This is a genomic window from Roseateles sp. UC29_93 (assembly GCF_042695725.1).
Lineage (GTDB): Bacteria > Pseudomonadota > Gammaproteobacteria > Burkholderiales > Burkholderiaceae_C > Roseateles > Roseateles noduli_A.
This window is the reverse complement of sequence record NZ_CP170545.1, coordinates 976,648-991,205: the sequence shown is the minus strand read 5'-3', so window position 1 is coordinate 991,205 and position 14,558 is coordinate 976,648. Positions and strand designations below refer to the sequence as shown.

11 protein-coding genes and 3 pseudogenes are annotated in these 14,558 nt (G+C 69.1%); 11 read left to right on the top strand and 3 right to left on the bottom strand.

Annotation, left to right across the window (positions count from 1 at the left end; all coding sequences use genetic code 11):
• Positions 1-119: 119 nt before the first annotated feature.
• From yajC to ACFJIX_RS04515, 4 genes and pseudogenes are all read left to right on the top strand, one after another.
• Positions 120-449: a preprotein translocase subunit YajC gene (yajC, locus tag ACFJIX_RS04530; RefSeq protein ID WP_067278751.1), complete on the top strand. Its 330-nt coding sequence runs from the start codon at positions 120-122 to the stop codon at positions 447-449.
• Positions 450-604: 155 nt separating this feature from the next.
• Positions 605-2,513: pseudogene (gene secD / locus ACFJIX_RS04525) on the top strand (protein translocase subunit SecD).
• A gap of 36 nt (positions 2,514-2,549) precedes the next feature.
• A pseudogene (secF, locus tag ACFJIX_RS04520) lies at positions 2,550-3,585 on the top strand (protein translocase subunit SecF).
• 33 nt (positions 3,586-3,618) lie between these two features.
• Complete coding sequence (locus ACFJIX_RS04515; RefSeq protein WP_377158063.1) at positions 3,619-5,997, top strand: DUF1631 family protein; 2,379 nt, start codon at positions 3,619-3,621, stop codon at positions 5,995-5,997.
• Between the two features lie 89 nt (positions 5,998-6,086).
• Here ACFJIX_RS04515 and ACFJIX_RS04510 read toward each other — a convergent pair whose 3' ends face one another.
• The 3 genes from ACFJIX_RS04510 to ACFJIX_RS04500 all read right to left on the bottom strand — a co-directional run bounded on the left by ACFJIX_RS04510 (position 6,087) and on the right by ACFJIX_RS04500 (position 8,955).
• Positions 6,087-6,539, bottom strand: coding sequence for a DUF494 family protein (locus ACFJIX_RS04510; RefSeq protein WP_377158062.1), 453 nt, complete (start codon positions 6,537-6,539; stop codon positions 6,087-6,089).
• A 111-nt stretch (positions 6,540-6,650) separates the two neighbouring features.
• Positions 6,651-7,769, bottom strand: coding sequence for a DNA-processing protein DprA (dprA, locus tag ACFJIX_RS04505; protein WP_377158060.1), 1,119 nt, complete (start codon positions 7,767-7,769; stop codon positions 6,651-6,653).
• Between the two features lie 55 nt (positions 7,770-7,824).
• Positions 7,825-8,955, bottom strand: a complete 1,131-nt coding sequence (locus tag ACFJIX_RS04500; RefSeq protein WP_377158058.1) for a LysM peptidoglycan-binding domain-containing protein — start codon at positions 8,953-8,955, stop codon at positions 7,825-7,827.
• Positions 8,956-9,212: 257 nt separating this feature from the next.
• Here ACFJIX_RS04500 and def point away from each other — a divergent pair, with 257 nt between their 5' ends.
• The 7 genes and pseudogenes from def (at position 9,213) to ACFJIX_RS04465 (ending at position 14,401) form a co-directional block, all read left to right on the top strand.
• On the top strand, positions 9,213-9,725 hold the full coding sequence (gene def / locus ACFJIX_RS04495; protein ID WP_377158056.1) for a peptide deformylase: 513 nt from the start codon (positions 9,213-9,215) through the stop codon (positions 9,723-9,725).
• An 11-nt stretch (positions 9,726-9,736) separates the two neighbouring features.
• Positions 9,737-10,693: a methionyl-tRNA formyltransferase gene (gene fmt, locus ACFJIX_RS04490; protein WP_377161607.1), complete on the top strand. Its 957-nt coding sequence runs from the start codon at positions 9,737-9,739 to the stop codon at positions 10,691-10,693.
• Positions 10,694-10,836: 143 nt separating this feature from the next.
• A complete protein-coding gene (htpX, locus tag ACFJIX_RS04485; protein WP_377158055.1) occupies positions 10,837-11,682 on the top strand; it encodes a zinc metalloprotease HtpX in 846 nt (281 codons plus the stop codon).
• A 173-nt stretch (positions 11,683-11,855) separates the two neighbouring features.
• On the top strand, positions 11,856-12,284 hold the full coding sequence (locus tag ACFJIX_RS04480; RefSeq protein ID WP_377158053.1) for a hypothetical protein: 429 nt from the start codon (positions 11,856-11,858) through the stop codon (positions 12,282-12,284).
• Positions 12,285-12,419: 135 nt separating this feature from the next.
• Complete coding sequence (locus ACFJIX_RS04475; RefSeq protein WP_377158051.1) at positions 12,420-13,199, top strand: head GIN domain-containing protein; 780 nt, start codon at positions 12,420-12,422, stop codon at positions 13,197-13,199.
• Between the two features lie 101 nt (positions 13,200-13,300).
• A pseudogene (locus tag ACFJIX_RS04470) lies at positions 13,301-13,984 on the top strand (AzlC family ABC transporter permease); the annotation flags it as partial.
• A gap of 87 nt (positions 13,985-14,071) precedes the next feature.
• The gene (locus tag ACFJIX_RS04465; protein WP_377161605.1) at positions 14,072-14,401 is read left to right on the top strand and encodes an AzlD domain-containing protein; all 330 of its coding nucleotides are present in this window, start codon (positions 14,072-14,074) and stop codon (positions 14,399-14,401) included.
• Positions 14,402-14,558 lie beyond the last annotated feature (157 nt).

The following is a 14,558-nucleotide window of genomic DNA, read 5'->3' as shown; positions in this document are numbered from 1 at the left end:
GTGCCGGGCCGGCCGGATGGGCCGCATACAATCACCGGTTCTTCCGTACGCCAGGACCTCGTGTCCGGCGGCGCTCCGGCCCCTGGCCGGCGCCAACGCAATTCCTGAGGGATATCGACGTGTTTATTTCCAACGCTTTCGCCCAGGCCGCGCCTGCTGCCTCGTCCGACCCCACGGGCGGCTTCCTGCAGATGCTGCCCCTGGTGGCCGTCTTCGTCGTCATGTACTTCGTGATGATCCGTCCCCAGATGAAGCGCCAGAAGGAGCACAAGACGATGGTCGAGGCCCTGGCCAAGGGCGACGAGGTCATCACCGGCGGCGGCATGCTCGGCAAGGTCGTCAAGATCGGCGAGCAGTACCTGACCGTCGAGATCGCCTCGGGCGTCGAGATCCAGGTCCAGCGCACGTCCGTCGTGCAGGTCCTGCCCAAGGGCACCGTCTCGAAATAATTCGAAACCCCGACCTGGGGCGGCCGCGTCCGGCGTGACCGCTCCCTGACGACCCGGCCCGTGCGACGCACGCGCCGGGTCGGTTTTCAGAGGCGCCCGCGGACCCGATGCCCCGCATCGGCCGACGCGGCGCCTGGTTTGCAGAGGATCTCCTCATGAACCGTTATCCGCTGTGGAAGTACGCGCTGCTCGTCGTGGCGTTGCTGGTCGGCCTGATCTACACGCTGCCCAACCTGTTCGGCGAAGCGCCGGCGGTGCAGGTGTCCAGCGCCAAGGTCGTCGTCAAGATCGACGACACCGTCCGCCAGCGCGTCGAGCAGGCGATCACGCAGGCCGGCGTCACGCCCGACTTCGTGCATCTGGAAGGCAGCTCGATCCGCGCCCGCTTCCATGACACCGACGCGCAGATCAAGGCCAAGGACGCGATCGCGAAGGCCCTGAACGGCAGCGAGACGTCCGACCCCACCTACATCGTCGCGTTGAACCTGGTGTCGCGCTCGCCGGCCTGGCTGACCGCGCTGCACGCGTTCCCGATGTACCTGGGCCTGGACCTGCGCGGCGGCGTGCACTTCCTGATGCAGGTCGACATGAAGTCGGCGCTGACGAAGAAGGCCGAGTCGATGGCCTCCGACGTCCGCACGATGCTGCGCGACAAGACCATCCGCCATGCCGGCGTCACCCGCGAGGGCAACGACGTCGCCATCAACTTCCGCGACGAGGCCACCCGCACGCAGGCGCAGAACCTGCTGCGCGACCAGGTGCCCGACTTCGCCTGGGTGCCGTCCGGGCGCCGGCACCGAGCTGCGCCTGACCGGCTCGCTGACGCCCAAGGCGGTGATCGCCGTCCAGGACGCCGCGATCAAGCAGAACATCACCACGCTGCACAACCGCGTCAACGAGCTGGGCGTCGCCGAGCCGGTGATCCTGCAGCAGGGCCGCGACCGCGTCGTCGTCCAGCTGCCGGGAGTGCAGGACACGGCCAAGGCCAAGGACATCATCGGCCGCACCGCGACGCTGGAGATGCGCATGGTGGACGACAGTGCCGAGGCCCAGGCCGCGCTGGCGGGCACCGGTCCCGTGCCGTTCGGCACCGAGCGCTTCACCGAGAAGGACGGCGTCACGCCGATCATCGTCAAGCGCCAGGTCGTCGTCACCGGCGACAACCTGAACGACGCGCAGCCGAGCTTCGACGAGAACCACCAGCCCTCCGTGACGCTGAAGATGGACGCCAAGGGCGCCCGCATCATCAAGGACGTCTCGCGCGAGAACATCGGCAAGCGCCTGGCGATCCTGCTGTTCGAGAAGGGCAAGGGTCAGGTCGTGACCGCGCCGGTCATCCGCGGGGAGCTGGGCAACAGCTTCTCGATCACCGGCGGCGCCATGTCCACGCAGGAAGCCAGCGACACCGCGCTGCTGCTGCGCGCCGGCTCGCTGGCCGCGCCGATGGAGATCATCGAGGAACGCACCATCGGCCCGTCGCTGGGCAAGGACAACATCGACAAGGGCATCGCGTCGGTGACCTGGGGCTTCGTCGCGGTGGCCGTCTTCATGTGCCTGTACTACATGATGTTCGGCGTGTTCTCCGCGGTGGCGCTGGGCTTCAACCTGCTGCTCCTGCTGGCGGTGCTGTCGATGCTGCAAGCCACGCTGAGCCTGCCGGGCATCGCGGCGATCGCGCTGGTGCTGGGCATGGCCATCGACGCCAACGTGCTGATCAACGAGCGGGTGCGCGAGGAACTGCGCGCCGGCCTCGCGCCGCAGCAGGCGATCCATGCCGGCTACGAACGCGCCTGGGCGACCATCCTGGACTCCAACGTGACGACGCTGATCGCGGGCCTGGCGCTGCTGGCCTTCGGCTCGGGTCCGATCAAGGGCTTCGCGGTGGTGCACTGCCTGGGCATCATCACCTCGATGATCTCGTCGGTGATGTTCTCGCGCGCGCTGGTCAACCTCTGGTACGGCGGCCGCAAGCGGCTGAAGTCCGTGTCCATCGGCACCGTCTGGAAACCCGGCACGACCGCGGTCCCGGCTGAATCGGCGGCCGAAGCCGTCGAGGCCAAGTAACAACGGCTGCGGCCCCCTTAGCGAGCGCACAACGCCATGGAATTCTTCCGAATCAAACGGGACATCCCGTTCATGAAACGCGCGTTGATCCTCAACGCCGTGTCCTTCCTCACCTTCGTCGCCGCGGTGTTCTTCCTGGTCACGAAGGGCCTGCACTTCTCGATCGAGTTCACCGGCGGCACGGTGGTCGAGGTCCAGTACGCGCAGGCCGCCGACATCAACAAGACGCGTCACACCGTCGAGCAGATGGGCTTCGGCGAGATCCAGGTGACCAACTTCGGCACTTCGCGCGACGTCATCGATCCGGCTGCCGGTCAAGCCCGACGTCAAGCAGGACGTGCTGGTCAGCCGCGTGTTCACCGAGCTGTGCAAGTCCGAGAACGGCAATGTCGTCGAGCACCAGGAGGTCACGCCGCAGGGCGAGGCGGTGACCCGCCAGGCCTGCGCGGTCGGCACCGCCGAACCGCTGAAGCTGACCCGCAGCGAGGTGGTCGGCCCGTCGGTCGGCGCCGAGCTGGCGCACGACGCTGCCTACGCGCTGGGCTTCACCGTCATCGGCATCATGCTGTACCTGGCCTTCCGCTTCGAGTGGAAGTTCGCCGTGGCCGGCATCATCGCCAACCTGCACGACGTGGTCATCATCCTGGGCTTCTTCGCCTACTTCCAGTGGGAGTTCTCGCTGGCGGTGCTGGCGGCGATCCTGGCGGTGCTGGGCTACTCGGTGAACGAGTCGGTGGTCATCTTCGACCGGATCCGCGAGGCCTTCCGGAAATACCGCAAGCTCAACACCCACGAGGTCATCGACCACGCGATCACGTCCACGATCAGCCGCACGATCATCACGCACGGCTCGACGCAGATGATGGTGCTGTCGATGCTGCTGTTCGGCGGCCCGACGCTGCACTACTTCGCGGTGGCGCTGACGATCGGCATCCTGTTCGGCATCTACTCGTCGGTCTTCGTGGCCGCGGCGATCGCGATGTGGCTGGGCGTCAAGCGCGAGGACCTGGTCAAGACCGGCCCCGCCAAGCAAGGCGACCCGGATGACCCCAACGCGGGCGCGGTGGTGTAGTAGAGTCATCCGCACTCCTCAAACTCGAGCTCGATGACCGCCGCCGACGCAAGATCCCAGGCCCTGGCTTCGCAAGCGCGGCGCGTCCACACGGAGGTGCTGCTGCGAGGGCTGCCCGCCATGGTGGCGGTCCTGACCACGGCGGTGCAGGACCAGCTCGCGCAGCCGGCCGAGCACGCGCTGCAGATGGCCCGCCGCGACGCCTTCGAGGCGTGGCAGCGCGCCTCGACCCCCTGGCACGCGCGGCTGGGCAAGTCGTTGCGGCACGCCTACCACCACGGTGCGGGCGATTCGCGATCGGCCTCGCTGTCGTCGCGCCCGCAGAACCTGACCCTCGTCAGCGACGACACGATCGAGCGCGAGATCATTGCCTCCCGCCTGGCGCTGGCGATGATGGACAAGGCCAGCTGGGAATTCAGCGACCTGCGCAACCGGATGCAGTCGCTGGAGCGCGTCGAGGACCTCCAGCAGCAGGATCTGCTGCGCGCGCAGGTGCTGGCGCGACTGGTGCTCGATGCCTGGTTCGAGGCCGGCCTGAGCAGCTCCGTCTGGCAGATGCTGCAGCGCTGGTTGCACCATGAGTTCTCGCAGCTCCTGAACGAGGCCTATCACGAGGCCAACCACTGGCTGATCCAGCAGGGCGTGATGCCCGAGGTGGACCTGCGCCCCTTCATCCGTCGCAACGCGCCGGCGGGGGGGATGACGCAGGCCGCGCCGCTGGGGCCGGCGCAGGGTCCGGGCCAGGCGCACGGCGGCATCGCGCCGCAGGCGGCGCAGGTGGCCGTCCCGGCGGGTCCGGCGGGGACGCCGGCCAGCCAGTCGGCCCAGCAGGTGATGGCGCAATTGCAGCGCGTGCTCGCGCGGCATGTGCCGGAGCTGGCGCAGCCGCAGGCCCAGGCGCCGTCGCGTTCCGGCATGCCGGCGGCGGGGCCGGCGACGCGCAGCGGATTGCCCGCCGCACCGGCCGGCCCGGCGACGATGTCCGGTCATCCGGCCGGTCCGGCGACGCGGACCGGTTCGCCACGGCTGACCGCCGCGATCAATCACGCGCAGGAAGCGGTGCAACGGCGCGCGGACAAGGTCGCGACGGTCGACCAGCAACTGACGGCCCCGCAGGCACTCGACGAGATCCGCCACCGCAACCAGGCGCTGAAGCAGGTCCTGAAGAACGCCGCCGACACGCCGGCCGAGCGTGCCACGATCGAACTGGTCGCGCTGCTGTTCCAGGCCATCCTGCAGGAAGAACGCATTCCGCCGGCGATCCGCGTCTGGTTCGCGCGGCTGCAGATGCCGGTGTTGCGCGTGGCCGTCGGCGAGCCCGACTTCTTCGCCACGGACGACCATCCCGCGCGCCGCCTGATCGACCGGATGGGCTCGTGCGTGATGGGCTTCAGCACCTCCACCGCCGAGATCGGCGATGCGCTGGAGCGCGAGATCAAGCGCGTGGTGCAGGTCGTCGAGGCCTACCCCGACACCGGCCGACGTGTCTTCCAGACGGTGCTGACCGAGTTCGAGAAATTCCTCGATCACTACTTCGAGCAGGAGAACGAGGTCTCGAAGAAGGGCGTGTCGCTCGCGCAGCAGGTCGAGCAGCGCGAGACGCTGGCGATCCAGTACACGATCGAACTGCGCAAGATGCTGTCCGAGGTCCCGGTGCAGGACGGCGTGCGCGACTTCCTGTTCCAGGTCTGGGCGGATGTGCTGGCGGTGACGGGCGTGCGTTACGGTCCCCAGGCCGAGCAGACCAAGGCGATGAAGCGCGCCGCGGCCGACCTGATCTGGTCCGCGAGCGCGAAGGTGTCCCGCGAGGACCGAGCCGAGGTGATCCGTCGCCTGCCGCCGCTGCTGAAGACGCTGCGCGACGGCATGGGCCACGCGGGCCTCAGCCATGAGCGCCAGGACGAACACATCCGGTCGCTGAACAACGCACTGGCCGCCGCGTTCACCGCCAAGACCGCGGCGATCCCGCGCGAGCGGCTGGACGACCTGATGAGCCAGCTCGAGACGCTGGAGGCGATGCTCCCGTCGCCCGAGTCCGGCGAGATCAACGAGACGCTGGTGCGCGACCTGTCCAGCCATGAATGCGACGGGCTGGAAGTGGTCGCCGAGGGCGGCGCGGCACCGACGTCGGCGATGCTGGCGTGGGCGCGCGAGTTGCAGGTCGGCAGCTGGTACATGCTCGACTACCGCGGCCGGGTCGAGCCGGTCCAGCTTGTCTGGCGCGGGCTGCGCCATCACCTGATCCTGTTCGTCTCGCCTCAAGGGCGGGGCGTGCTGTTCCAACTGAGCCGGCTGGCCGCGTTCCTGCAAGCCGGGCTGATGCTGCCGGCGCAGGACGAATCGCTCACCGTGAAGGCGACGCGCAACGCGCTCGCGAAGCTGGAAGTCGACCCGAGCCGCCTGCTGGCCTGAGGCGGGTCGGCGTTCCACGCGCCCATGAAAAAACCGGCGCCGCGATGCGGGGCCGGTTCTGCTTTCTACGCCAGCTGGAAGCAGGCGGATCAGTGGATCAGGCGCTCTTCCGGCGCGACGAACAACTCGTCGAGGATCAGCGCATCGGGCTCCTCGCCCAGGCTCCAGAACACCATCAGCACGATGATCTTCAGGTCTTCGAGGTCGAGCGGGCCGCCGGGGATGGCCATCGCGCGATCGATCACCATCTCTCGCATGGCGGTCGGCAGCACGCCGGCCGAGGCCAGGAAGCTGATGAACCCCATCGAGCTCTCGCCCAGATGGTCCTGCTCATCGCGCGTGTAGACGCGCATGCTGCGTTCGCCGGGCTCACCGTGATGGGATTCGGCAGCGCCGGCCAAGCCGTCCAGCCACGACAGGGCGTCGCGGATCTCGTCGTCTTCGAACCCGACCGCCGACAGTTTCCGGGTCAGCTGTGCGTGATCCGGGCAGGCGTCGGGCCGCCAATAGGTTTCGTACAGGTAGACGAGGACGTCAAACATGGCGGGGATGATAACCGACGCCCTGAAAGCCCTTCCTCCCGAAATGAACGGTCCGGCGCATGGAATTCCTCCTTCCAGAACGCCGGAACGCGTTCTTGACGGGATCGGGATTCACGTCGTGCGGCGGCGTTGGAAAAGCGCGCCGGGCAGCCGTGCGACGCGACCGTCCAACTCCAGGTCCAGCAGCGTCGCGTTGAGCTCGTCCTGCGGCCAACCGCTGCGCTGCGAGAGCTGCTCCAGGGACACCGTGTCCCGCCCGATCGCGCGAAGGAGGGGGTGATCGACGTCCGCTTCCACGGCCTCGGGCGCCGGCGAGCTGTCGGGTTCCAGGTCGAGCGGCACCGTGCGCGGCAGTCCGCCGGTGGGGAGTTCGTTGAGCAGGTCGTCCAACTCCTGGACCAGGCAGGCGCCCTGCTTGAGCAGGTAGTGACACCCCTTGGATTGCGGCGCATGGATGGGGCCCGGGACGGCAAAGACCTCCCGGCCTGCCTCGGACGCCTGCCGCGCGGTGATCAGGGATCCCGACTTCAGGGCGGCCTCGACCACCAGGCAACCCTCCGACAGTCCCGCGATGATGCGGTTGCGTTGCGGAAAATTCGGCGCCATCGGAGGCGTACCGACGAAGTACTCGCTCACCAGCAGCCCGCGTCGCGCGACGTGGCGGGAGAGATCCGCATGATCCAGCGGGTACACCTGGTCCGGCCCGGTGCCGAGAACCGCGATCGTGCTGCCTCGTGTGTTCAGCGCGGCCTCATGCGCGGCGCCGTCGATGCCTTGGGCCAGTCCGGAAACGACGCAGAACCCCGCTTCGCCCAGGCCGGCGGCGAAGTACCGCGCGTTCTCGTCGCCTTGCGGGCTGGGACGCCGACTGCCGACGACCGCGACGCAGCGTTCGCTGAGCAGCTCGCGCCGGCCGTCCAGATAGAGCATCAGCGGCGGATCGGCCGTGTGCAGCAGAGGCAGGGGGTAGTCCGGTGCGCCCAGGAGCAGGATCGAGCGGCGCTCGCCGCTGGACAGCCAGTCTTCGGTGCGTCGGACCAGCCGGTCAAGCTGGTCCGGGCCTTTCGCCAGCAGCGTGGCTTCCTCCGGAGCAAGTGCGGCGCCCCAGCCGGCGCGGCCGGCCCTGAGGACGGCGCCCGGTGCGCCGTGGCGCGCGAGCAGCCGCCGGGCGGCGCCGCGCGAGACGCAGGACAGCAGATGAAGCCAGTCGCGCAGTTCGTCGTGGCTCATCCGTGCGGTCCTCGGGACGACCTGATCCGGAGAGCCGCCGCGCTGACCGCCGTGATTACGGCTGCGTGAACCGGTCGCCCGGGACGACCGGTTCCTGGACCGACAGGATCAGCGCGTACGACACGCGGTCGAAGACCTGGAAGACGAACAGCTGGCCGTGACGCTCGTCGGGCAGCCGGATCTCTTCGCGGCGCGCGGTGGTGGGGTCGCGCACGACGCGACCGGCGTGCCACAGCGCCAGCACGTGACCGCGCTCGAGACCGTCGCGCTTGCCCTTGTTCAGCGCCACGATCTGATTCTGGCCGGCGGTGATCGCATCGCCGTAGACCGAGATAATGGAGCCGCTGATGGGGCCTTGCGGTGCATGGGGCACGTAGCTCGTGTAGCCGCGCTCCGGTACCGGAGCGAGGCGGTCGCCCGGCTGTGCCTCGATGCGGTTCAGCGTCATCGTCAGCGTCGCCGGGACCTCGTTCTTCGTGCCATTGCCGCTGCCCGGGCGGGTCAGGTCGGCGGTGCCGACGTAGACGGCTTCATAACCCAGCACCTCCTTGGTCACCGGATCGCGCAGCGGGCGCGGCTCGCGGAACACGCGGAAGTTCTCGACGTTGGCCGGCAGGTTGCCGCGGGCGTAAGCCAGGTCGCCCTTGCTGATCCAGACGCGGTTCTCCTGCGCCGAGAAGATCCGCGGCGCGGCGTCCAGATCGTTGCTGTTGAGCACCACCGCCTCATTGAGGAAGGGCTCGATCAGGTGTTGCGGGATCGCGGCGATGGAGCCGTCGTACAGCGACTCGGAGCGCACGCGGGGCGACAGCTTCACCGTGCCGCCGGGGCCGCCGGCGCCCACGTCGCGGCCCAGCTGGAGGCGGGCGCGGCCGTCGGCCTTGATCAGCATCAGCACCTGGCCGGGGTAGATCAGGTGGGGGTTGCGGATCTGGTCGTTGTTCATGCCCCAGAGCTCGGGCCAGCGCCACGGGCTCTTCAGGAAGATGCCCGAGATGGCCCAGAGCGTGTCGCCTGCCTTGACCGTGTACGTGTCGGGGGCGTTGGGCGCCAGCTCCGACAGGGGCACGCCGGCCTGGGCGACCTGCTGCGCCGTCTGGCGCTGTCCCTGGGTGATGGGGAAGTCCCCCGCCGCGAACGACGGCGCGGCGGCAAAGGTGCCCGCCAGCAGGGCTGCAGAAATCATCGTCAAGCCCAGCGGCCGCCTTTGCGTCATTACTTGTTCTCCGCGCGCCGAGATCGAAGGCCCCTCGTGGCCAATGGCGCTTTTGTGACGAGGGCCAGACTGACCGCCAAATCGGCGAAAATCAACCGTCTCGCTGGCGGCGATTCTGCCCCGGTTCAGGGGGCCCGGCAATGAACCGGCCCGCCCTCCCTTGCAAGCCCTTACAAACCGGCGTTGTGCGCTGTCCACAGCGGCTCACCGCGCCTCGCGTCCTCACCATGGCGAAACTTTCCATTCTTCGATACCCCGATCCACGCCTGCACACGGTGGCCAAGCCCATCGCCGCGGTCGACGACCGCCTGCGCGCGCTGGCCGACGACATGCTGGAGACGATGTACGACGCCGACGGCGTCGGCCTGGCCGCCACGCAGGTGGACGTGCACGAGCGCCTGCTGGTGATGGACGTCTCCGAGGAGCGCAACCAGCCGCTGGTGCTGATCAACCCGGAGCTCGTCGCGCGCAGCGAGGAGATGATGGAAGGCGAGGAGGGCTGCCTCTCCGTGCCGACCATCTACGACAAGGTCATGCGCCACAAGAAGGTCACCGTCCAGGCGCTGGACCGCGACGGCCACACCTTCCAGTTCGATGCCGAAGGCCTGCTGGCCGTCTGCGTGCAGCATGAGATGGACCACCTCGCCGGCAAGGTGTTCGTCGAGTACCTGAGCCCGCTCAAGCGCGAGCGCATCAAGACCAAGCTGGTAAAGAAGGCCCGCGAGGACGCGAAGCACTGATGGCCTCGGCTCTGCGCGTCGCCTTCGCGGGCACTCCCGAATTCGCCGCCGTGGCGCTGCAGGCGCTGCTGGACGCGGGCTTCGAGGTCCCGCTGGTGCTGAGCCAGCCCGACCGCCCCGCCGGCCGGGGCATGAAGCTGCAGGCCTCGCCGGTGAAGCAACTGGCCGTGTCGCGCGGCATCGCCGTGGCCCAGCCGCGCAGCCTGCGGCTCGACGGCAAGTTCCCCGACGAGGCCGAGGCGGGCCGGCAGGCGCTGGCCGACGCGCGCCCGGACGTGCTCATCGTCGCCGCCTACGGCCTGATCCTGCCGACGTGGGTGCTGGAACTGCCGCGACTGGGCTGCCTGAACATCCACGGCTCGATCCTGCCGCGCTGGCGCGGCGCCGCGCCGATCCACCGCGCCATCGAGGCCGGCGACGCCGAGACCGGCATCACCATCATGCAGATGGACGAGGGCCTGGACACCGGCGACATGCTGCTGCTCGAGCGGCTGCCGATCGCCGCGGCGGACACGACCGCGACGCTGCACGACAAGCTGGCGACGCTCGGTGGCCGGCTGATCGTCGAGGCGCTGGAACTCGCCGCCTGCGGCGGCTTCCATCCGGTGAAGCAGCCCGAGGCGGGCGTCACCTACGCCCACAAGATCGAGAAGGCCGAGAGCCAGATCCGCTGGACCGACGACGCCGCGCAGATCGCTCGCCGGCTGCGGGCGTTCGATCCTTTCCCGGGCGGCGTCGCGCAGCTCGACGGCGAGGCGGTGAAGATCTGGCGTGCCGAGGTCGTCGAGGCGCAAGGCGCGCTCGGTGAGCCGGGCCAGGTGCTGGCGGTCTCGCCCGACGGCCCGGTCGTCGCCTGCGGCGCGGGCGGCGTCCGGCTGACCGAACTCCAGCGTGCCGGCGGTAAGCGCCTGCCCGCCGCCGCGTTCCTGCAGGCGCGGCCGCTGCAGGTCGGTACCCGCTTCGCTTAACCCTGACTGAATCGTCGGTCAAACCGGACCGGCCCCGGCTTGAACCGGGCCGCCTTGCCGTCACATGGGACATCGGGACGGTGTACTGTCCGGGGTGAGTTTCCCTTCGCGGCTCCGGCCGCTGTTTTCGAGGAGTGATTGCAATGTTCAACCTGATGAAGACCGCCATCCTGATGGCCGCCATCACCGCGCTGTTCATGGCGATCGGCTCCCTGCTGGGTGGCCAGACGGGCATGCTGATCGCACTGGTCGTCGCGGTGGGGATGAACTTCTTCAGCTACTGGTTCTCCGACAAGCTGGTGCTGAAGATGTACAACGCCCAGGAAGTCGATGAGCGCAGCGCGCCGCAGTTCTACAACATGGTCAAGGAGCTGGCCGCGCGCGCTCAGCTGCCGATGCCCAAGGTCTACCTGATCGAGGAGAACGCCCCCAACGCGTTCGCCACCGGCCGCAATCCGGAGCATGCCGCGGTCGCCGCGACCACCGGCATCCTGCGCGTGCTGTCCGAGCGCGAACTGCGCGGCGTGATGGCGCACGAGCTGGCCCACGTGAAGCACCGCGACATCCTGATCTCGACGATCAGCGCGACCATGGCCGGCGCGATCTCGATGCTGGCGAACTTCGCGATGTTCTTCAGCCCGCGCGACAGCGAAGGCCGTCCGGCCAACCCGATCGTCGGCCTGCTGGTGGCGATCCTGGCGCCGATCGCGGCCTCGCTGATCCAGATGGCGATCAGCCGCGCCCGCGAGTTCGAGGCGGACCGCGGCGGTGCCGAGATCTCCGGCGACCCGCAGGCGCTGGCGACCGCGCTGGACAAGATCCACCGCTATGCCCAGGGCATCCCGCTGGAGACCACCGAGCGCCACCCGGAAACGGCGCAGATGATGATCATGAATCCGCTCTCGGGCGGTGGCATCCGGGGGCTGTTCAGCACCCACCCGTCGACCGAGGAGCGCATCGAGCGCCTGATGGCGATGGCCCGCCGCTGAGCACCGCGACGCCGGGGCACGCCGATGGCGATCCCGGGCGCCGGAACCACGAAACACCGCCTCCGGGCGGTGTTTTTCATTGGATCGGGGGTGATGGCGTCGACGGCACAATGGCCCGATACCGCTGGTGCGCCTGTTTCAAGCGCCTGTCCCCGGCGGCCGCAAAGGACAGCATGAAGGCCTCTTCCCGTTCCCTGACCGCCTTGGCGGCGCTGCTCGGCGCCGCCGCGCTGCTGGCCGGCTGCGATCAGCTCGGCATCGAGGATCCCGCCAAGGTCGCGGCGGCCAAGCAGGCCGAGGGCAAGGCCATCGGCGGCGCCTGCCGCAACGCGCTGCGCGCGATCGAGGACTGCTACGCCCTGAACCCCAAGGCCCAGAAGGCGGCCGTCTACGACGGCTGGCGGGAGATGGACGAGTACATGCGCGAGAACAAGCTCGAGGGCACGCGTCCGCTGGTCGCGAACCCGCAGGCCAGCCGGCCCGGCGCGGCCGCGTCGGACGACGAGGAGGAATCGCCGCGCTCCGCCAAGGGGCAGGTCAGCGAGAAGGCCGCGGACAAGCCCGCCGACAAGACCTCGGACAAGGGCAAGGGCGGCCATTGAGCGTCGCCCGCTGCATTCGGCACATCGCCCAGCCGTGCAGTTGATCCCGTGGATGGTGCAGTTCGTCATCGCCCGGTCGCCGGGCGGGGGCGACGCGGCGAAGATACGATCATCCGAAAGATCAGGAGATCGTCCATGACCACCCCGTCCTTCCGCGCCACCCGCCGTCTGTTCGCCATCACCGTGCTGAGCCTGGCGTCCGTGGGCGCCGTCGGCACCGCGCAGGCCTGGTCGCTGAGCTTCGGCAGCTCGCAGCGCATCGAGGGCAATGGCGATGTCGCCGCCGATGCCCGCGACGTCGGCGCATTCGACGCGGTGGCGTTGTCCGGCGATTTCAAGGTCTTCGTGCGCCAGGGCTCGGCCGACAAGGTCGAGGTCAAGACCGACCGCAACCTGTTCAGCTACATCGAGACCAAGGTCGTCGACGGCAGCAAGGGCCGCACGCTGGAGATCTCGCCCAAGCGCGGCTTCAGCCTGAACGCCCGGGGCACGCCGACGATCACGCTGGACATGCGCCAGCTGCGCGGCCTGTCGATCTCGGGCTCGGGTGACATCCGCGTCGAGCCGATGAAGACCGGCAACCTGGACGCCAGCATCGCCGGCAGCGGCGACCTGCGCGTGCAGGGCCTGGAGGCCGACCATGTGACGCTGCGCGTCGCCGGCAGCGGCGACATGCTCTTCAACGGCAAGGCCAACGCGCTGTCGGTGACGGTGGCCGGCAGCGGCGACGTCAAGACCCGCGAACTGATCGTGGACGAGGCCAAGGTCAGCATCTCCGGCAGCGGCGACGTCACCGTGGCGCCGACGCGCAAGCTGGACGTGCGCATCGCCGGTTCGGGCGACGTCGGTTACGTCGGCAGCCCGGAGATCAGCATGTCCAACGCGGGCTCGGGCTCGGTGCGCAAGCTGAAGTGAGCGCCTGACGCGGCGCCCCCGGGCGCTGTGTGGACGCCCCTCGACGCGACAGCGGGCGAGGGGCGATTCGTTTGGGCACCGCGCAGACGACAATCGCGCCCATGGCGGAAGGACTCTCGGCGCTGGTGCGCCACCCGGAATTCAAGCGCGGCGCGAAGGAGATGCTCGGCATCACGCTGGGCATCTCGGCCTGGGGGCTGGTGACCGGCGTGGCCATGGTCAAGAGCGGCCTGGGCGTGGGCCTGTCGCTGCTGATGAGCCTGACGGTCTTCGCCGGCAGCTCGCAGCTGGCCGCGCTGCCCCTGCTCGCCAGCGGCGCACCGCTGTGGGTGCTGTGGGCCACGGCCTTCTGCGTCAACCTGCGCTTCGTCATCTTCAGCGCCCAGTGGCGCCTGTACTTCGGGCCGCTGCCGCGCACGCAGCGGCTGGTCATCGGCTACTTCGCTGCCGACCTCAACTACGTCGCCTTCCTCAAGCGCTTCCCCGACCTGAAGCCCGATCCGGACAACCAGCTCCCGTACTTCTGGGGCGGCGTCGCGGCCAACTGGCCCGCGTGGCAGATCCCGGCCATCGCCGGCATCCTCCTCGCCGACCGCATCCCGACCAACTGGGGCCTGGGCTTCGCCGGCGTGCTGGCGCTGCTGGGGCTCAGCTACTCGCTGCTGAAGGACCGCAACACCTGGATCTCGGGCGCGGTGGCCGGCTGCGCGGCGGTGGCGGCGTACGCGTTGCCGCTGCGGCTGAACATCCTCGTGGCGATCGCCGCCGCGGTGGCCGTGGGGCTGACTGATGGAAAAGTGGCTCCCGCCGGCGTCGCCGGGACCGGGACCCGGACCGACCAGCTCGTCCGGTTCCTCCTCGGGGAGGCCGGCATGAGCGTGTGGGAGGCGGCGCTGGGCATCCTCGGCATGGCGGTGATCACCATGGTCACGCGCAGCTTCTTCATGATCCCGGATCGCGAGGTCCCGCTGCCGCAGTGGGTCCGCGACGGCCTGCGTTATGCGCCGCTGGCGGCGCTCGCGGCGGTGATCGTGCCGGAGATCGTCATGACGCAAGGGGAGCTGATCCACACCTGGAAGGACGCGCGGCTCTATGCCGCGGCGGTCGGCACGGCCTACTTCTTCTGGAAGCGCGGCATCCTCGGGACCATCATCAGCGGCACCGCGGTGATGCTGACGCTGCGGATCGGGCTCGGCTGGTGAGCGGCCGGCCGGGCGGGCGGTCGCCGGTTTCAGCGGCGTTCCGTAACTCGCTCGGAGGGGGCGTGCCGTCACGCGGCTGTTAAGCTGCGGCCCGATTTGCCGGGCTTCTCCCGCTGCGTCTCCACGACGCGCGAGCACCTCGGCGCACCGCTTTCTA